Raw genomic sequence first — 17,564 nt, 5'->3', positions numbered from 1 at the left:
GGTGACAGACGTTCCCGAAACCATCCGTGTCGGTGTCCTCGGCGCCCGGGGCCGGATGGGCCTCGAGGTGTGCAAGGCGGTCGACGCCGCCGAGGATCTCGCTCTGGTCTCCATGATCGATCAGGGTGAGGAGCTGTTCCAGGCATCCGACGCCGGCGCCCAGGTTCTCGTCGACTTCACCAACCCCGACGTGGTGATGGACAACCTGCGCTGGGCCGTCGATCAGGGCATCAGCGTGGTGGTGGGCACCTCCGGTTTCACCGAGGACCGTCTGGAGCAGGTGCGTGGCTGGCTGGCCGCCAAGCCCGGCGCCGGTGTGCTGATCGCGCCGAACTTCGGCATCGGCGCGATCCTGATGATGCAGTTCGCGGCCCGCGCGGCCCGCTACTTCGACTCGGTGGAGATCATCGAGCAGCACCACCCGCGCAAGCTGGACGCGCCCAGCGGCACGTCGCTGCACACCGCCAAGGTGATCGCGGCGGCCCGGGCCGCCGCCGGCTGCCCGCCGATGCCGGACGCCACCAAGGAGGAGATGGCCGGCGCCCGCGGCACCGAGATCGACGGGATCCGGGTCCACTCGATCCGGGCGGCCGGCCTGGTCGCCCACCAGGAGGTGCTGTTCGGCACCTCCGGCGAGACCCTGACCATCCGGCACGACTCGCTGGACCGGTCCTCGTTCATGCCGGGCGTGCTGCTCGCCGTCCGTCACGTGCTGCGCCGCCCCGGCCTCACCATCGGCCTGGACCCGCTGCTCGAGGACTAGGCGCCCGAAACCGCCACGTGCAGCCGGATCTGGGGTACGAGCAGGTCGTCCACGTCGAGGGCGCGGCTCGCCCCGTCCGGCTCCCAGCCGGTCGAGCCGAGGAACTCGCGCATCACGCTGTCGGCGTCGTAGACCCAGGCCACCGCGGTCCGGAAGCCGTCGTCGCGCCAGTTGTCGACCGCGGCGGCCAGCAGCCGGCTGCCGTGGCCGCGCCGGCCCCAGCGCGGCTCGATCAGCAGGTCGGTGACGGCCGCGACGTCCTCCGGCAGGGGCTTCTCCTCCGGCGCCAGGGCCTGCTCGTCGGCCGGGCCGGAGGCGGCGAAGCCCACCACGTGCGCCGAGCTCTCACCCTGTTCGACGGCGATCAGCACCCGGTGCCGCGCGGACGGGGCGGCGGTGATCGCCTCGGTCCACCCACGGGCCAGGTAACCCTCGTCCAGGCCGGCCAGCACGTGTGCCGGGAACATCCGGCGGTACGCGGAACGCCAGGTGGACAGCTGGATGCGCGCGATCTCTCCCGCGTCCTCGGGACGAGCGGGACGAACGAAGCCGAGTGCCATGGCGGCAACTTTGTCATACCCCGCGTCTAGTCTCTCTCCACGATGGCCGTGTCCGAATCACTCTCGCTCTCCCAGGCCCGCCGGATCACACTGGCGGCCCAGGGCTTCGCCGACCCACGACCCGGTGGCGCCACCGATCTGCGCCATCTGCGCCGGGTGCTGCGCCGCCTGCACCTGATCCAGATGGACTCGGTGAACGTGTTGCAGCGCGCCCACTTCATGCCGCTCTACAGCCGCCTCGGACCGTATTCACCGGGGCTGCTGGAGCGGGCCGCCTACCGCCGGCCCCGCGAGCTGTTCGAGTTCTGGGGCCACGAGGCGTCGCTGATCCGCGCCGACCTCCAGCCGCTGTTCCGCTGGCGGATGGCGCGGGCGCACGAGTTCGCCTGGGGCAACATGCGGCGCATCGCCGTGGAGCAGCCCGACCTGGTCGCCTGGGTGCTCGACGAGGTGCGCGACCGCGGCCCGATCACGGCCGCCGAGATCGAGCACGACACGCCCCGCGACAAGGCGCACTGGGGGTGGAACTGGTCGGTCGTCAAGCAGGCTCTCGAGTGGCTCTTCTACACCGGTCAGGTGACCGCCGCCGAGCGCACCACGTCCTTCGCCCGCCGCTACGACCTGCCCGAGCGGGTGCTGCCGGCCGAGGTGCTGGCCGCGCCCACCCCGGCGCCGGAGGAGGCGTTCCGGGCCCTGGTCGAGCTCTCCGCCCGGGCGCTCGGGGTGGCCGCCGAGGCCGAGCTACGGGACTATTTCCGGCTTCCGGTGCAGCCGTGCCGGCAGGCGATCGCCGAGCTGGCCGAGGCCGGGGTGCTGCGCCCGGTCACCGTCCCGGGGTGGAAGCCGGCGTGGCTGCACCACGAGGCGAGACTGCCCCGCCGGGTCGGCGCCGCCACCCTGGTGAGCCCGTTCGACCCGCTGATCTGGGAGCGCGGCCGGACCGAGCGGCTGTTCGGCATGACCTACCGGATCGAGATCTACGTCCCCCGGCCCCAGCGGCTGTACGGGTACTACGTCCTTCCGTTCCTGATGAACGAGCGGTTCGCGGCCCGGCTCGACCTGAAAGCCGACCGGAAGGCCGGTGAGTTGCGGATCCCGGCCGCGTGGCTGGAGCCGGGGGCGGACCCGGAGGAGACCGCCGCTGCGCTCGCCGCCGAGCTGCGCCGCCTGGCCGGCTGGCTGGGCCTCAGCACGGTGGCGGCGCCCGAGCGGGGCGATTTCGCCGGCCCGCTGACGAGCGCTCTGCGGGCCGGCGTCACGGGTGTAGCGTGACGGCCATGAGTGCCGCCGCCCAGTCGCCTCCGTGGCTGGCCGATCAGCCGGTCCAGGGCCCTCCGGTGCCGCCCGAGTGGCTGGCGTACCGGCCGGTGCGGGAGGACCGGCTGACCCGCCTGGTCAACCGGGTCTCGGCCCGCTCGCCGATCTGGCTGGCCCCGCTCGCGATCCTCGCCTGCACCGGTGGCGCGGTCGGCTACACCCTGCTCACCGACCCGACCACGGCACAGGCCGGTGACCCGCCGTCCTGCCTGCTCAAATACCTGACCGGCTTCGTCTGCCCGGGGTGCGGCGGCACCCGGGCGGCGTGGTTCCTGCTGCACGGCGACCTGCCCGCCGCGGCCCGGCACCACCTGGTGTTCGTCTTCGCGGTGCCGTTCCTGATCTATCTGTACGTGGCCTGGGCCGGCCGCCGGCTGTTCCGCCTGCGGCTGCCGGAGTTGTCGATCAGTCCAGGCGCCATGATCACATTCATGGTGGTCTGGGGCGTGTGGAGCATCCTGCGTAACCTCCCCTGGGCGCCGTTCACCGCTTTCTACGTGTGACCGGGGCGTCCGATAGGTTGTCAGGTATGACGCACGACCCGCGGCCCTTCGGACGGCTGCTGACCGCCATGGTGACCCCGTTCACCCCGGACGGTTCCCTGGACATCGAGGGTGCGGCGCGCCTCGCCGCGTACCTCGTCGACGAGCAGCGCAACGACGCGCTCGTCATCAGCGGCACCACCGGCGAGTCCCCCACCACCACCGACGCGGAGAAGGACGCGCTGCTCCGTGCCGTGATCGAGGCCGTCGGGGACCGGGCACGGGTGCTGGCGGGCGTCGGCACCAACAACACCGCCCACACCATCGAGCTGGCCCAGGCCGCGGAGAAGGCGGGGGCGCACGGCCTGCTGGTCGTCACCCCGTACTACAGCAAGCCGCCGCAGGCGGGCGTCGAGCGCCACTTCCGTGCGGTCGCCGACGCCACCGGCCTGCCGATCATGGTCTACGACATCCCGCACCGCGCCGGCACCGCGATCACCACCGAGACCATGTGCCGGCTCGCCGGGCACGAGCGGATCGTCGCGGTCAAGGACGCCAAGGGCGATCTGGTCGCCAGCTCGCACGTGCTGGCACGGACCGACCTGGCCTACTACTCCGGCGACGACGCCGCCACCCTGCCACTTCTGTCGATCGGCGGGGTCGGCCTGGTCGGCACCTCGACCCACTTCACCGGCCGGCTGGCCAAGGACATGATCGAGGCCTGGGAGCGGAGCGACACGGCCGCCGCGCTGGCCCTGCACCGCACGGCTCTGCCCCTGTTCACGGGCATTTTCCGTACGCAGGGGGTCATGCTGGTCAAGGCCGGGCTGAACGCTCTGGGCCGGCCCGCCGGGGTGGTCCGTTCGCCGCTGGTCGACGCGACCGAAGAGGAATTGAACCAACTGCGCCAGGACGCCGCCGCGGCCGGCATCGTGCTCTGACAGGAAGAGGCGAATGACTAACGCTCACGTCGAGCTGGGTCCGCCGCCGCCGTTGCCGGAGGGCGCCCTGCGCGTCATCCCGCTCGGCGGGCTCGGCGCCATCGGCCGCAACATGACGGTGTTCGAGTTCGACGGGAAGATCCTGGTCGTCGACTGCGGGGTGCTCTTCCCGGATGTGGAGCAGCCGGGTGTCGACCTGATCCTGCCCGACTTCGCGCCCATCCTGGACCGTCTGGACGACATTCAGGCGATCGTGCTCACCCACGGGCACGAGGACCACATCGGCGCGGTGCCGTACCTGCTGGCCCACAAGCCGGACATCCCGCTGGTCGGCTCGGAGTTCACCCTGGCCCTGGTCGAGGCGAAACTGGCCGAGCGCCGGCTGGACCCGTACACGCTGACCGTCCGCGAGGGGCAGCGGGAGCGGCTCGGGCCGTTCGAGTGCGAGTTCTTCGCGGTGAACCACTCCATTCCGGACGCGCTGGCGGTCGCCGTGCGCACCCCGGCCGGGCTGGTGCTGCACACCGGTGACTTCAAGATGGACCAGGTGCCGCTGGACGGGCGGATCACCGACCTGGCCGGGTTCGCCCGGCTCGGCGCCGAGGGCGTCGACCTGCTGCTCTCCGACTCGACCAACGCCGAGGTGCCCGGCTTCGTCACCCCGGAGCGCGACATCGGCCCGGTGCTCAGCTCGATCTTCGGCAAGGCCCGCGGCCGGATCATCGTGGCCAGCTTCGCCTCCCACGTGCACCGGGTGCAGCAGGTGATGGACGCCGCCTGGGAGTACGACCGCAAGGTCGCCCTGATCGGCCGGTCCATGGTCCGGAACATGGGCATCGCCCGCGACCTGGGCCTGCTGCGCATCCCGGACGGCCTGCTGGTCGGCCTGGACGAGGCCACCCACCTGCCGCCCGACGAGATCGTCTTCATGTCGACCGGATCCCAGGGCGAGCCGATGAGCGCCCTCGGCCGGATGTCGACCGGCGACCACCGGCACATCACCATCGCCTCCGGCGACACGGTGGTGCTGGCCAGCTCGCTGGTCCCGGGCAACGAGACCTCGGTCTACCGGGTGATCAACCAGCTCTCCCGGGCCGGCGCCACGGTGATCCACAAGGAGACCGCGAAGGTGCACGTCTCCGGCCACGCCCCGGCCGGTGAGCTGCGCTATCTGCTCAACGTCACCCGGCCCAGCAACCTCATGCCGGTGCACGGCGAGTGGCGTCACCTGCGCGCCCACGCGCAGCTCGGCATCGAGACCGGGGTCGCCCCGGACCGGGTCGTGCTCTGCGAGGACGGCGACGTGGTCGACCTGGTCGAGGGCCACGCCCGGGTGGTCGGCCGGGTCCGCAGCCGGTATGTGTACGTCGACGGCCTCGCGGTCGGCGACGTCAGCGAATCGCTGCTCACCGAGCGCCGCATCCTGGGCGACGGCGGGTTCATCGCGGCCACCGTGGTGATCGACTCGGTCACCGGCAAGGTGGTCGGGGAGCCGGTCATCTCGGCGAAGGGCTTCTCCGAGGACCCGGAGGCGTTCAACCCGGTCGTCCCGCTGCTCACCGCGGCGCTGCACCGCTCCGCCGAGGACGGGATCACCGACACCCACCAGCTGCAACAGGTGGTCCGGCGGACCGTGGGCCGATGGGTGAACGACGCCTATCGGCGACGGCCGATGATCGTGCCGACGGTCGTCGAAGTGTGAGAAGTCTGTGAATCCATAAGGATCACGCTGACTTTTCAACCATTTTTGTACGGGCTGCGTACTCCCAGGCACCGGTGCCGCCCCCACGGCACCCGTGGCGGAGGGAGTCTTCCAGATGCAGCGCAGACCGATCGCCGTGGCAGCGGTGGTGGCGGTGGCGGGCGCGGCGGCAGTCGCGTTCACTCTGCCGTCGCTGGCCGGCACCGACGAGGACGGCCGGTCGACGGCCGCGACCGGCACTCCGGGGAGCCTCTCCCCGGAGTTGCTCGCGGCGATGAAACGCGACCTCGGCCTCGACGGCGAGCAGGCGGCCACGCGGTTGGCCCGTTCGGAATGGGCCGGAGGCGTCTCCGCGACGCTGGCCGCCCAGACCGGCGAGGACTTCGGCGGCGCCTGGCTCGCGTCCGACGGCACCACGCTCAAGGTCGCGGTGACCGACTCCGGGGCGGTGTCCGTGGTGAAGGCCGCCGGCGCCGTACCGGTGCTGGTCAAGCGGAGCGAGGCCGAGCTGGACGCGGCGAAGACCAAACTGGACGCGGCCGCTTCCGACACCGACGGCCTGACCGGCTGGTACGTCGACGTGACCACCAACAAGGTGGTCGTGGTCGCGCGGCCGGGTGGGAAGCAGGCGGCGCTCGCGGCCGCGCGGTCGGCCGGCGTCTCGTCCGACGCGGTGACCGTGAAGATCAGCAAGGCCCAGCCGAAGCCGCTGTTCGACGTGCGCGGCGCCGACCCGTACTTCATCAGCGTCGACGGCGGGCAGGCGCGCTGCTCGATCGGCTTCTCGGTGACGACCGGCTTCGTCACGGCCGGCCACTGCGGCGCGGAGGGCACCGCCACCACCGGCTTCAACAACCAGGCCCAGGGCACCGTGGAGTTCTCGGTCTTCCCGGGTGACGCCGACATGGGCTTCGTCGCGGTGAACGACGACTGGACGCCGCGCCCGGTGGTCAACGACTTCCAGGGCAACGAGCTGCCGGTGGCCGGCAACACCGAGGCCCCGGTCGGCGCGGCGGTCTGCCGCTCCGGTTCCACCACCGGCACGTTCTGCGGCACGATCCTGGCCAAGAACCAGACCGTCCGCTACCCGGAGGGCGCCGTCACCGGCCTGACCCGGACCGATGTCTGCGCCGAGGGCGGCGACTCCGGCGGCCCGTGGCTCTCCGGCGACCAGGCCCAGGGTGTCACCTCGGGTGGTTCCGGCGACTGCACCGCCGGCGGCGAGACCTTCTTCCAGCCGGTCAACGAGATCCTGGCGGCGCAGAACCTGACCCTCGTCACCAGCGAGGGCGCCGGTGGCGGGGCCACCAGCGCGCCGACCACCGCCCCGCCCGCCGAGGAGGGTGGGGACGCGTCCGCGTGCGACGCCCTCCCGGTGCAGCGGACCGGCACGATCAACCGGGCCGGTCAGGCCCAGGCGCAGCCCAACGGCGGCGCCTACCGGGCCCGGGCCGGCACCCACACCGCCTGCCTGGACGCTCCGGACGGCGCCGACTTCGACCTGGTCCTGCAGCGGCTCAACAACCGCGGCAGCTTCCGGACGGTGGCCCAGGCCACCGGTGACGGCGACAAGACCCTGAGCTTCACCGGCCGCTCCGGCACCTACCGGTACGTGGTCGTGGCGGCCGGCGGCACCGGCGCGTACAGCCTCGGGTTCAACGTCCAGTAGTTCAGACGACTCGGTGGGCCGGGCGTGGAAGCCGCCCGGCGCCACCGCCGGGTCCGGTCACCTCAGCCCGGCCGGGAATCCGTGACCCGGCATCGGATCGGGGTCCTCGTGCTCAGCGCGAGGACCCCGATTTCAGTTCGCCCAGCGCCTCGCCGAGACGGCATCCGGTCGCGATACCGCAGAGCAGCACCTGGTCGAGTTGCTCGACGGTGGCGCCGTGCTCCCAGTCGGTCGTCACCTCGCCCACCACGATGGCCTGGCCGTCGTCGGTGACCTGCACGTACGCCTTCGGCCAGAGCTGGTCGCGGTTCCAGGTGTTGCAGAACTCGTACAGGTTCTGGACCTCCTCGACCGAGAAGACGTGCTGCATCATGGCCCGCACCTGGAGGATCTCCTTCCGCTCACCGAGGCGGAAGAAGTAGATGAGGTTGTTCTGGAAGTTGCCGGCGATGTCGCCGTCGGCATCGACGAAGTAGGAGAAGCCTCGTTTCTCCAGCGCGGCCTTGATCATGTCGTTGCTGAGAGGTTGCACCTTGCGATGGTAAATGCCGGGAAAGTGAAAAGCAGTCGCGGTGCGCCTTCTCGAAGGATCGCCGGGTCACCGCTACGGTGACATCCATGGCGGGCCGAACTCCTCCGGCGGGCCGGAGCCGCGCCGCGTCCACAACCCGGGGCGCGGCGGTCAACCGTGCCCGTCAGCCGGCGCGCAAAGCCACCGGCAAGACCACCACCGGCAAGACGGCCGCGCGCAAGCCCGCCACCCGGCGCCCCGCGGTCCGGAAACAGCCGACCGTCGGGCCCAGCCTGGCCCGTGGCGTCGGCGCGCTCTGGATGGGCCTCGCGGGCAGTGTCGGCTGGCTGGCCCGCGGCGCCGGCCGGCAGGCCGCCACGGCCCGCAACATCGCGCCCGAACACCGCCGGGACGGCGCCGGTCTCTTCATGCTCGGCGCCGCCATCCTGATCGCGGTCGCGGTCTGGGCGGGCAGCGCCGGGCCGGTCGGGGTCTGGGTGGCCGACATGGTGCGGCTCTTCCTGGGCAGCCTGGCCGTGCTGCTGCCGCTGCTGCTCTTCTTCGGCGCGATCCGGCTGATGCGGGAGCCGGCCGACCCGGAGCACCGCGGGCGCACGCTGGTCGGCTGGACCGCGATCATCGTGGCCACCGCGGCGCTGCTGCACATCTCCGGCCCCGAGGTCGACAAACCGGAGGTGGGCCAGGCCGGCGGTCTGCTCGGCTTCGGCATCGGCGGCCTGCTGGAGCGGGCCGTCACGGCGTGGGTGGCCGTACCCCTGCTGTTGCTGCTCTTCGTCTTCGGTCTGCTGGTCATCACCGCGACGCCGATCGCCAAGATCCCGGAGCGGGTGGTGCTCCTGCTCGACCTGGTCTCCGGGCGGTCCGGCAAGCACACGCCGCGGCCGTCGCCGGGGCTGGAGCTCGAGGACGACGATCCGGAGGAGGCCCCCGCGAAGCCGCGCCGCCCGGCCCGGCGCCGGCAGGCCACCATGACCGAGCCCGCCCCTCTCGATCAGGAACCGCCGGACGACTTCGACGAGGAACTCATCCTGCACGACACGGTGGCCCTGCCGAAGCTGCCGAAGACCCGGAAGAAGCCGCCGCCCGAGCACTCGCCGATGCCCACCCGGGCCGAACAGCTGGAGATCTCGGCGGTCAAGGGCGACTACCGGTTGCCGCCGCCGAACCTGCTCGCCACCGGCGCCCCGCCGAAGGCCCGCAGCCGCGCCAACGACGAGATCATGGCCGCGCTGACCGGTGTCTTCGACCAGTTCAACGTGGACGCCGTGGTCACCGGTTTCACCCGCGGCCCGACGGTCACCCGGTACGAGGTGGAGATCGGCCCGGGCACCAAGGTGGAGCGGATCACCCAGCTCTCCCGCAACATCGCCTACGCCGTGAAGTCACCGGACGTGCGGATCCTCAGCCCGATCCCGGGCAAGAGCGCGGTCGGTGTGGAGATCCCGAACACCGACCCGGAGAACGTGTCGCTCGGCGACGTGCTGCGCTCGCGGGCGGCCACCGGCGACCACCACCCGATGCTGGTGGCGCTCGGCAAGGACATCGAGGGCGGGTTCGTCACGGCGAACCTCGCCAAGATGCCGCACATCCTGATCGCGGGCGCCACCGGCGCGGGTAAGAGCTCCTGCCTCAACTCGCTGCTGGTCTCGCTGCTGACCCGCGCGACCCCGGACGAGGTCCGCCTGCTCCTGGTCGACCCCAAGCGGGTGGAGATGACCGCCTACGAGGGCATCCCGCACCTCGTCACGCCGATCATCACCAACCCGAAGAAGGCCGCGGACGCCCTGGAGTGGGTGGTCCGCGAGATGGACATGCGCTACGACGACCTCGCCGCCAACGGGGTCCGCCACATCGACGACTTCAACCGCAAGCTGCGCAACGGCGAGATCAAGCCGCCGCCGGGCAGCGAGCGGGAGATGAAGCCCTACCCCTACCTCCTGGTGATCATCGACGAGCTGGCCGACCTGATGATGGTCGCCCCGCGCGACGTGGAGGACTCGGTCGTCCGGATCACCCAGCTGGCCCGGGCCGCCGGCATCCACCTGGTGCTGGCCACCCAGCGCCCGTCGGTCGACGTGGTCACCGGCCTGATCAAGGCGAACGTGCCGTCCCGCCTGGCCTTCGCCACCTCCTCGCTCGCCGACAGCCGGGTCATCCTGGACCAGCCCGGCGCCGAGAAGCTGCTCGGCCGCGGTGACGGCCTCTTCCTGCCGATGGGCGCCTCCAAGCCGGTTCGCATCCAGGGCGCCTGGGTCGACGAGAAGGAGATCGCGGCGGTCGTCGAGTTCTGCAAGAACCAGCGCGAGCCGGAGTTCCGCGAGGGCGTCACCGACGCGCCGCCCAGCAAGAAGAAGGAGATCGACGAGGAGATCGGCGACGACCTCCAGCTGCTGATCCAGGCGATCGAGCTGGTGGTGACCAGTCAGTTCGGCTCGACCTCGATGCTCCAGCGCAAGCTGCGAGTCGGTTTCGCCAAGGCGGGCCGGCTCATGGACCTCATGGAGACCCGCGGGATCGTCGGCCCCTCCGAGGGCTCGAAGGCACGCGACGTGCTGGTCAAGCCGGACGAGCTGGAAGAAGCTCTGGCCGCTCTGCGGGTGGACGGGGAATGAACGTCTGCCGGAAGGTGAACGCCTCCGGGCCGGGGCCCTCGGTGGTGACCCGGTGGAGGCGCATCAGGCCCTCTCGGAGACTCGGGATGTGACCCGCCTCCACCCACCACAGCACCAGCGACGAGCCGCCGGGCACGAACCAGTCACGGCGTTGCCGCAGGTAGTCGAGGTGGGTGGACTGGTACACATACGCCCGGAGATGCTCCAGCGACTCCCAGACCGACATCGTGGCGATCACCGCGGGGTCGCGCGGGCCCGGCAGCGTGGACTCGTCGACCTCCTCCTCCTCCTTGAGCCGCCAGACGAAACCTGGCGAGCGGTCGGCCAGCTCGTTCATCAGATCCAGGCCGGCCACGAACTCGGCGATGGACGGGTCTTCCAGCGGGGCTCTCAAGCGGGCGACATTCATCTGGGCCAGGTGGAAGTCGGTCATGCATCCACCTCACCAGCACCGCCCTCTAATGTCAATCGGATTTGTTTTTACAGAGGATCACGCAGCAGCGGCCGGGCGCCGGATCCATCCGTGCGGTCCACCCGGAACCCGCCACCATGCCGTCGACGAGCGCCAGGTTCATCCCGCAGATCAGCGGCGGGAACTGCTCGGCGAGCCGGTGGAAGGGGCAGTTCCGCAGCTCGATCCGGTCCTCGCCGGCGACCGGGGAGTAGCCCCGCTCGGCCAGCGCCGCGGCCGGGTCGCTCGCCGGCTCCCGCCGGCCCTGCTCCCGGGCCACCTCGTAGAGGACCTGATCGGCGCCGCTGCGGTCCACCGCCTCGGCGAGCAGCTCCGCGGCGTCGCGATAGGCCCGCGGCGGCACGCTGACCGAGTGCTCCCAGGGCACCACCCGGTACAGCTTGGCGGGCCGCCCGGCGCCCGGCCCGCTGCGGCCGGTCCGGCGGGCGTAGGAGACCTCGAGCAGCCCGGCGTCGACCAGCTTGTCGAGATGGAAGGCGGCCAGGGTGCGGCCCACGCCGAGCGTGTCGGCCACCTCGTCACGGCCGACCGGCTCCGGCCCGCCGTCGGCCACCGCCTGGTACGCCGAGCGCCGTACCCCATCGCTCAGCGCCGTCACCGCGGCGAGATCGTCCCAGTTCTCCGAGGTCGTCACCCGGCAATCGTATTGTCAATCGCGTTTGGCGGTAGAAGCTGGACGAGCGGAGGAACGACCACGCCGGGCTGCCCGGTAACCTTGGCGGGTGTCTGGAACTCCTCCCACCCGCCGTGTCGCGCTACTGACGCTGGGCTGCGCCCGTAACGAGGTCGACTCGGAAGAGCTGGCCGCCCGCCTCGACGCCGGCGGCTGGGAGGTCGGCACCGACGCCGAGGGCGCGGACGTGGTCGTCGTCAACACCTGCGGTTTCGTCGAGAAGGCGAAGCAGGACTCGATCGACACGCTGCTGGCCGCGGCCGACACCGGCGCCAAGGTGGTCGCCGCCGGCTGCATGGCCGAGCGCTACGGCAAGGAGCTCGCCGACAACCTCCCCGAGGCCAACGCGGTTCTCGGCTTCGACGACTACACCGACATCACCGACCGGCTGGAGAGCGTGCTGCGCGGCGAGAGCCTGGACGCGCACACCCCTCGCGACCGCCGTGAGCTGCTCCCGATCACCCCGGTGAAGCGGCAGGCCGCCAAGGTGGTCGTCCCCGGTCACGCGACCGTCGACGACCACACCCCGGCCCATCTGCGCAAGGTGCTGCGCCGCCGGCTCGACACCGGGCCGGTGGCCTCGCTGAAACTGGCCAGCGGCTGCGACCGGCGCTGCGCGTTCTGCGCGATCCCGGCGTTCCGCGGCGCCTTCGTCTCCCGTGACCCGCAGGAGCTGCTCGCCGAGGCCGAGTGGCTGGCCAAGACCGGCGTCCGGGAGCTGGTGCTGGTCAGTGAGAACAGCACGTCGTACGGGAAGGATCTGGGCGACCCGCGCCTGCTGGAGAAGCTGCTGCCACAGCTGGCCGCGGTCGACGGCATCGTCCGGGTGCGGGCCAGCTACCTGCAACCCGCCGAGACCCGTCCCGGTCTGGTCGAGGCGATCGCCACCACGCCCGGCGTGGCCGCCTACTTCGACCTGTCGTTCCAGCACTCCAGCGAGCCGGTGCTGCGCCGGATGCGGCGGTTCGGGTCCACCGAGCGCTTCCTCGAGCTGCTCGACTCGGCCCGGAAACTGGCGCCCGCGGCCGGCGCCCGGAGCAACTTCATCGTCGGCTTCCCCGGCGAGACCCGACAGGACGTGGACGAGCTGGTCCGCTTCCTCACCGAGGCCCGGCTCGACGCCATCGGCGTCTTCGACTACAGCGACGAGGACGGCACCGAGGCCGCCGGCCTGGACCGCAAGGTGAGCGACGCCACCATCAAGCGGCGGTACGACCGGGTCGTCGCGCTCGCCGAGGAGCTGTGCGCCCAGCGTGCCGAGGACCGGATCGGCGACACCGTCGAGGTGCTGATCGACGCGATCGACGGCGACGAGATCGAGGGCCGCGCCGAGCACCAGGCCCCGGAGGTGGACGGCTCGACCAGCCTGGTGGCCGGCGACGCCGGGGTGGATCTGTCCGTGCTGCGCCCCGGCGACCTGGTCCGGGCGAGGGTCACCGGCACCGAGGGAGTGGACCTGATCGCCGTCCCGGTCGAGATGATCTCGGCCGCACCGGTGACGCGGTGACCGACGAGCCGGCTCCGGTCCCGGCGGCGCGGGTGGTGTCGCTTTACAACGCGGCCAACGCGCTGACCGTCGTCCGGATCGTGCTCGTACCGGTCTTCCTGTTCCTCGTCGTCGTCTCCGAGATGACCCGGCCGGACTGGCGCATCGCCGCCTGCCTGGCCTTTTGCATCGCCTCGGCGACCGACTTCGCGGACGGCTGGATCGCCCGGCGCTGGTCGCTGGTCACCTCGTTCGGCAAGATCGCCGATCCGATCGCGGACAAGGCGCTCACCGGCACCGCCCTGGTCCTGCTCTCGTTCTACGACGCGCTGCCGTGGTGGGTGACGGTCACCATCCTGGTCCGTGAGTGGGGTGTGACCGCGCTACGGTTCTGGGTGATCCGGTACGGCGTGATCCCGGCCTCCCGGGGTGGCAAGCTCAAGACCGGGCTGCAGACCGTCGCCATCGCCTGGTATCTGTGGCCCGTGCCGGAGCCGTTCCACCTCGTCGGGGTGGCGCTGATGGGCGCCGCGCTGGTGGTCACCGTGGTGACCGGGGCGGACTACGTGGTTCAGGCGCTGCGGTTGCGGCGCGGCTCTGTCTCCTAGGGGCGCGGGAGGACCGGATGGACATCTCGGTGGCGGCCGCGGCGGCGGTGCACACGCTGGTGGAGCGGCGGCAGACGGCGGCGACCGCGGAGTCGCTCACCGGTGGTCTGGTGGCCGCGACGATCGTCGAGATCCCCGGGGTGAGCGCCGTCTACCGGGGCGGCCTGGTGGTGTACGCGACCGAGCTCAAGGCGCGGCTCGCCGGCGTACCGGAGGGGTTGCTGGCGGAGCGGGGCCCGGTCGACGGTGACGTGGCCGCCGCGCTGGCCGAGGGCGCCCGGGAGCGCTGCGGCGCGGACTGGGGCCTGGCCACCACCGGCGTCGCGGGCCCGGAGCCGCAGGACGGCAAGCCGGTCGGGCTGGTGTTCGTGGCGGTCGCCGGCCCCTCGGGGACCCGGGTGCGCGAGCTGAAACTCGACGGGAACCGGGAGGCTGTCCGCACCGAAAGTGTGACGGCCGTCCTGCAATTGCTGATCGATTGTCTTCGCGACTCGCCGGCCCCGGCCTGACCTGGGATTACGCGCGCTACCGCACCTGTTGTCCGGTTCTGCCGTGAGCCTAGGGGCCCGGGAATTCGGCGGGGCGGGATGTCGGCGCGGCTCGGGCCAGGTACGGTTGCGGGAAGCCTCCGGCGTATGCCGGCGGCGAGCTCGCAGGAGGAGGTGCCATGGTCCTGCTACGCCGCGTTATCGGCGACGCTCTTCGTGCGCGCCGGCAGGGGCAGCACCGCACGCTGCGCGAGGTGTCGACCGCCGCGAACGTCAGCCTGGGCTATCTGTCCGAGATCGAGCGTGGTCAGAAAGAGGCGTCCAGCGAGCTGCTCGCGGCCATCTGCGACGCGCTCGGCGCCCGCCTCTCCGAGTTGCTCAGCGAGGTCAGCAGCACGCTGTCCCTGGCGGAGAACATGGAGGGTGTCCTGGTTCCGGTCGAGGGCCAGACGACCGACGGAAACGTCTCCGTCTCCGTGCGCCAGGAGTCCCCGCTGAAGACCACGCTGCACGCGACCCGCAAACCGAAGCGGGACATCGTCTACGCCGCCTGATCATCATGACGCGATCGGCCGGGCCGCCCCTGAGGCGGTCCGGCCTGTTTCGTGTGTCGGTTCGGCGCCTCGCTCCGGCACCTCAGGGAGGCGTAGCCTCGATGCCAGGGGAGACCCTGAGATCCCCCGGAGGACCCGTGACGCCAGTGGCGTCCGGCTGTCACGATGGGTTTCGCGTCATCCTCACAACGAGGGATGACGCGTCCGGCAGAGCGACATTGAGGGGACACCACGAGATGGCGAATCCGTTCGTCAAGGGCTGGCATTACATGATGGCGCTCTTCGGCGCGAAGATCGACGAGTACGCCGATCCGAAGGTCCAGATCCAGCAGGCCATCGAGGATGCTCAGCGCCAGCACCAGGCCCTCGTGCAGCAGGCCGCGGCCGTCATCGGCAATCAGCGGCAGCTCGAGATGAAGCTGTCCCGGCAGATGTCCGAGGTCGAGAAGCTGCAGGGCATGGCCCGTCAGGCGCTCGTCCTCGCCGACCGCGCCCGAGCCGCCGGTGACGAGGCCGAGGCCCAGAAGTACGAGTCGACCGCGCAGACCCTGGCCACCCAGCTGGTCTCCGGCGAGCAGTCGATGGAGGATCTCAAGACCCTCCACGACCAGGCGCTCGCCGCCGCCGGGCAGGCGCGCAAGGCGGTCGAGAACAACGCGATGGTCCTCCAGCAGCGCATCGCCGAGCGCTCCCGGCTGCTCAGCCAGCTCGAGCAGGCCAAGATGCAGGAGACCGTGGCCAAGTCGCTGGAGTCGATGTCGCAGCTCGCGGCGCCGGGCAACACCCCGTCGCTGGACCAGGTGCGCGACAAGATCGAGCAGCGGTATGCGAACGCCATGGGCCGTGCCGAACTGGCCGCCAACTCGGTCGAGGGCCGCATGCTCGAGGTGCAGAAATCCAGCCTGGACCTGGCCGGCGCGTCCCGCCTGGAGCAGATCCGGGCCAGCATGGCGGGGGAGAAGCTGGGCGGCGCCGCCGATCGCCCGGCCGTCGAGCAGCCCGCCACCCCGGCCGCCGATCCGGCCAGTGTGGCCCGTCTCGACGAGATCCGGGCGAGCCTCAACCAGAAGCGGGGCGACACCACCGCTGCCGGCTGAGCGGCGGAGACGACGGGGAGGGGAGCGACGGTGGACGAGCGGACCAGGTATTTCCGGCGGCTCAAACGGCTGCGGGGTTCCGCACGCCGGTGGAGTGTGCTCGGTGGAGGCCTGACCGCGGCGGCGGCCGTCCTCACTCCGTACGCGGGGATAGGCGTCGCCGACGCGGTCTGGGCGGCGGCCGCCGGATCCTCGGCGATGCTCGCCTGGTGGCGCTGGAGCGACCACCGTGAGCTGGCCGCCCAGCCGGCGCCGCCGCCCAGCCTCCCGGAGACCCGCCTCGCCGCGGCGCTCCAGCGGTTCCCGGCCGGGCGGACCGTGGTGCAGGAGGTGCGCCGCCAGAAGAACCGGTTCGCGCTGCGCGGCTCGGTCATCGCCGACTCATGGGACCGCCTGGAACGCGCGTCACAGACGATGGCGGGGCTGGCCGGTCGGCTGACCGGCGAGGGCGAGGCCGCGGTCTTGGAGGCGGCCACCGCCGAGCAGTGGCTGCGCGACCTCGGCCAGCGGGCGGCCAGCGTCGAGCGGGCCATCCCGCTCGGGCACGGCGGCCGGCGGGATGCGCTCGTGGAGTCGCACGCCGGGCTCGCCGAGCAGTTCAGCGAAGGCGTCGAGGCGTTCGAGGCGCTGGTCGCGGCTGCCGCCAGCTATGTCGCGGAGGACGGGCAACCACTCGTCGACACCCGCCATCCGGCGTATTTCAGCCTGGTCGACGCGGCCGACCGGTTGCGCGGCATCGCCGAGGGCCTGGCCGAGCTGCGGACCACCGAATTCCGCACCCCACCCGCGGCGGCCGGCTGACCGTCACGGCTCCGGCTGGCAGCGCGGGCACCAGTAGGTGACGCGTTCGTCCTGTTCGGCCTTGCGGATCGCGGTGGCACAACGACGGCACGGCTGGGCGCGACGACCGTACACATAGTTGGTCTCGCCTTTGCGCAGCGATCCGGTGGTGGTCTGCGTCCAGCGGCCGCGGTTGGCGGCGACCAGCCTCTGCGCCAGCTCGACCGTGCCGGTCAGGTCGGTCACCGCGGCGACCGGAGTCCATGGCCACAACCCGCGCAGGAACAGCGTCTCCGCCTTGTAGAGATTGCCCACCCCGGCCAGATTCCGCTGGTCCAGCAGCGCCTCCGCGATCGTGGCCGACGGCTTCGCGGCGATCCGGCGGACCGCCTCGGCCGGATCCCAGTCGGCGCCGAGCAGATCCGGCCCGAGATGCCCGACCAGACGGTCCTCCTCGGCGGTCGGGATCAGCGTCACCTCGTGCAGGTGGTAGCCGACGGCCACCGAGCGGGCGGTGCGCAACACCACCCGGATCAGGTGCGCGGGACGGCCGGTCCAGCGTTCCCGGGGTGCGTAGGCCCGCCAGGCGCCGTCCATCCGCAGATGCGAGTGGAGCGTGTGCGATGGCCGCCCGTCCCGGGTCAGGCGCAGCAGCAGATGCTTGCCCCGGCTCGCGGACTCGGCGACGGTCCAGCCGGTGAGGTCGGTGGTCGCGAGCCGCGGCACCCGGAAATCGGAGCCGGTCAGCACCTCGCCGGTGAGAGCCTTCTCCAGCACGCGGGCGGTGTTCCAGACGGTGTCCCCTTCCGGCATGTCCCCATTCTCGCG

The 17,564-nt window shown here is 71.6% G+C and carries 18 protein-coding genes; 13 read left to right on the top strand and 5 right to left on the bottom strand.

What is annotated here, in order from left to right:
• The first annotated feature begins 1 nt into the window (after position 1).
• Entirely contained in the window at positions 2-763 is a 762-nt protein-coding gene (dapB, locus tag J5X75_RS01245; RefSeq protein ID WP_208465277.1) for a 4-hydroxy-tetrahydrodipicolinate reductase, read from the top strand.
• Here dapB and J5X75_RS01240 read toward each other — a convergent pair.
• Complete coding sequence (locus J5X75_RS01240; RefSeq protein ID WP_208465275.1) at positions 760-1,323, bottom strand: GNAT family N-acetyltransferase; 564 nt, start codon at positions 1,321-1,323, stop codon at positions 760-762. The two genes, dapB and J5X75_RS01240, sit on opposite strands and share 4 nt — an antisense overlap.
• 42 nt (positions 1,324-1,365) lie before the next feature.
• Here J5X75_RS01240 and J5X75_RS01235 point away from each other — a divergent pair, with 42 nt between their 5' ends.
• From J5X75_RS01235 to J5X75_RS01215, 5 genes are all read left to right on the top strand, one after another.
• Positions 1,366-2,595, top strand: a complete 1,230-nt coding sequence (locus J5X75_RS01235; RefSeq protein ID WP_208465273.1) for a winged helix-turn-helix domain-containing protein — start codon at positions 1,366-1,368, stop codon at positions 2,593-2,595.
• Between the two features lie 5 nt (positions 2,596-2,600).
• Positions 2,601-3,143, top strand: a complete 543-nt coding sequence (locus J5X75_RS01230; protein ID WP_208465271.1) for a DUF2752 domain-containing protein — start codon at positions 2,601-2,603, stop codon at positions 3,141-3,143.
• Between the two features lie 26 nt (positions 3,144-3,169).
• Positions 3,170-4,063, top strand: coding sequence for a 4-hydroxy-tetrahydrodipicolinate synthase (gene dapA / locus J5X75_RS01225; protein WP_208465270.1), 894 nt, complete (start codon positions 3,170-3,172; stop codon positions 4,061-4,063).
• Between the two features lie 13 nt (positions 4,064-4,076).
• Complete coding sequence (locus J5X75_RS01220) at positions 4,077-5,765, top strand: ribonuclease J (RefSeq protein WP_208465269.1); 1,689 nt, start codon at positions 4,077-4,079, stop codon at positions 5,763-5,765.
• A 115-nt stretch (positions 5,766-5,880) separates the two neighbouring features.
• A complete protein-coding gene (locus tag J5X75_RS01215) occupies positions 5,881-7,434 on the top strand; it encodes a S1 family peptidase (RefSeq protein WP_208465268.1) in 1,554 nt (517 codons plus the stop codon).
• Between the two features lie 112 nt (positions 7,435-7,546).
• On the opposite strand, the gene J5X75_RS01210 is transcribed toward J5X75_RS01215, so the two are convergent.
• Positions 7,547-7,966 (bottom strand): YbjN domain-containing protein, encoded by a 420-nt coding sequence (locus tag J5X75_RS01210; protein ID WP_307797878.1) that lies wholly within the window; start codon positions 7,964-7,966, stop codon positions 7,547-7,549.
• An 86-nt stretch (positions 7,967-8,052) separates the two neighbouring features.
• Between J5X75_RS01210 and J5X75_RS01205 the strand changes: the two genes are divergently transcribed.
• A complete protein-coding gene (locus J5X75_RS01205; RefSeq protein ID WP_208465267.1) occupies positions 8,053-10,578 on the top strand; it encodes a DNA translocase FtsK in 2,526 nt (841 codons plus the stop codon).
• Here J5X75_RS01205 and J5X75_RS01200 read toward each other — a convergent pair.
• Together J5X75_RS01200 and J5X75_RS01195 are read right to left on the bottom strand one after the other, a co-directional pair.
• A complete protein-coding gene (locus J5X75_RS01200) occupies positions 10,523-11,011 on the bottom strand; it encodes a DUF3291 domain-containing protein (protein WP_208465266.1) in 489 nt (162 codons plus the stop codon). The genes J5X75_RS01205 and J5X75_RS01200 overlap by 56 nt on opposite strands.
• Before the next feature lie 31 nt (positions 11,012-11,042).
• Positions 11,043-11,684, bottom strand: coding sequence for a helix-turn-helix transcriptional regulator (locus tag J5X75_RS01195; protein WP_208465265.1), 642 nt, complete (start codon positions 11,682-11,684; stop codon positions 11,043-11,045).
• Positions 11,685-11,772: 88 nt separating this feature from the next.
• Here J5X75_RS01195 and rimO point away from each other — a divergent pair, with 88 nt between their 5' ends.
• From rimO to pspM, 6 genes are all read left to right on the top strand, one after another.
• Positions 11,773-13,230: a 30S ribosomal protein S12 methylthiotransferase RimO gene (gene rimO, locus J5X75_RS01190; protein WP_208465264.1), complete on the top strand. Its 1,458-nt coding sequence runs from the start codon at positions 11,773-11,775 to the stop codon at positions 13,228-13,230.
• Positions 13,227-13,817, top strand: a complete 591-nt coding sequence (gene pgsA, locus J5X75_RS01185) for a CDP-diacylglycerol--glycerol-3-phosphate 3-phosphatidyltransferase (protein WP_208465263.1) — start codon at positions 13,227-13,229, stop codon at positions 13,815-13,817. The genes rimO and pgsA overlap by 4 nt, the downstream gene beginning before the upstream one ends.
• A 17-nt stretch (positions 13,818-13,834) precedes the next feature.
• A complete protein-coding gene (locus J5X75_RS01180; protein WP_208465261.1) occupies positions 13,835-14,326 on the top strand; it encodes a CinA family protein in 492 nt (163 codons plus the stop codon).
• 158 nt (positions 14,327-14,484) lie between these two features.
• The gene (locus J5X75_RS01175) at positions 14,485-14,859 is read left to right on the top strand and encodes a helix-turn-helix domain-containing protein (RefSeq protein WP_208465260.1); all 375 of its coding nucleotides are present in this window, start codon (positions 14,485-14,487) and stop codon (positions 14,857-14,859) included.
• 236 nt (positions 14,860-15,095) lie between these two features.
• On the top strand, positions 15,096-15,956 hold the full coding sequence (locus J5X75_RS01170; RefSeq protein WP_208465259.1) for a PspA/IM30 family protein: 861 nt from the start codon (positions 15,096-15,098) through the stop codon (positions 15,954-15,956).
• 30 nt (positions 15,957-15,986) lie between these two features.
• A complete protein-coding gene (gene pspM / locus J5X75_RS01165) occupies positions 15,987-16,757 on the top strand; it encodes a phage shock envelope stress response protein PspM (RefSeq protein WP_208465258.1) in 771 nt (256 codons plus the stop codon).
• Positions 16,758-16,760: 3 nt separating this feature from the next.
• Here the strand turns inward: pspM and J5X75_RS01160 are convergent, their stop codons facing one another.
• Entirely contained in the window at positions 16,761-17,549 is a 789-nt protein-coding gene (locus J5X75_RS01160) for a DNA-formamidopyrimidine glycosylase family protein (protein ID WP_208465257.1), read from the bottom strand.
• Positions 17,550-17,564 lie beyond the last annotated feature (15 nt).

Origin of the sequence: Actinoplanes flavus (assembly GCF_017592555.1) — a bacterium.
GTDB classification, from domain to species: Bacteria; Actinomycetota; Actinomycetes; order Mycobacteriales; family Micromonosporaceae; genus Actinoplanes; species Actinoplanes flavus.
The sequence above is the reverse complement of the archived record's forward strand: the minus strand, read 5'-3'. Positions and strand labels throughout refer to the sequence as shown.

What these genes read in the sequence shown, in the direction of transcription:
- J5X75_RS01235 (WP_208465273.1), top strand. Translation starts at nt 1,366, where the DNA reads ATGGCCGTGTCCGAATCACTCTCGCTCTCCCAGGCCCGCCGGATCACA.
- J5X75_RS01240 (WP_208465275.1), bottom strand. Translation starts at nt 1,323, where the DNA reads ATGGCACTCGGCTTCGTTCGTCCCGCTCGTCCCGAGGACGCGGGAGAG.
- J5X75_RS01230 (WP_208465271.1), top strand. Translation starts at nt 2,601, where the DNA reads ATGAGTGCCGCCGCCCAGTCGCCTCCGTGGCTGGCCGATCAGCCGGTC.
- J5X75_RS01205 (WP_208465267.1), top strand. Translation starts at nt 8,053, where the DNA reads ATGGCGGGCCGAACTCCTCCGGCGGGCCGGAGCCGCGCCGCGTCCACA.
- J5X75_RS01200 (WP_208465266.1), bottom strand. Translation starts at nt 11,011, where the DNA reads ATGACCGACTTCCACCTGGCCCAGATGAATGTCGCCCGCTTGAGAGCC.
- J5X75_RS01160 (WP_208465257.1), bottom strand. Translation starts at nt 17,549, where the DNA reads ATGCCGGAAGGGGACACCGTCTGGAACACCGCCCGCGTGCTGGAGAAG.
- dapA (WP_208465270.1), top strand. Translation starts at nt 3,170, where the DNA reads ATGACGCACGACCCGCGGCCCTTCGGACGGCTGCTGACCGCCATGGTG.
- J5X75_RS01215 (WP_208465268.1), top strand. Translation starts at nt 5,881, where the DNA reads ATGCAGCGCAGACCGATCGCCGTGGCAGCGGTGGTGGCGGTGGCGGGC.
- J5X75_RS01170 (WP_208465259.1), top strand. Translation starts at nt 15,096, where the DNA reads ATGGCGAATCCGTTCGTCAAGGGCTGGCATTACATGATGGCGCTCTTC.
- J5X75_RS01175 (WP_208465260.1), top strand. Translation starts at nt 14,485, where the DNA reads ATGGTCCTGCTACGCCGCGTTATCGGCGACGCTCTTCGTGCGCGCCGG.
- J5X75_RS01180 (WP_208465261.1), top strand. Translation starts at nt 13,835, where the DNA reads ATGGACATCTCGGTGGCGGCCGCGGCGGCGGTGCACACGCTGGTGGAG.
- J5X75_RS01220 (WP_208465269.1), top strand. Translation starts at nt 4,077, where the DNA reads ATGACTAACGCTCACGTCGAGCTGGGTCCGCCGCCGCCGTTGCCGGAG.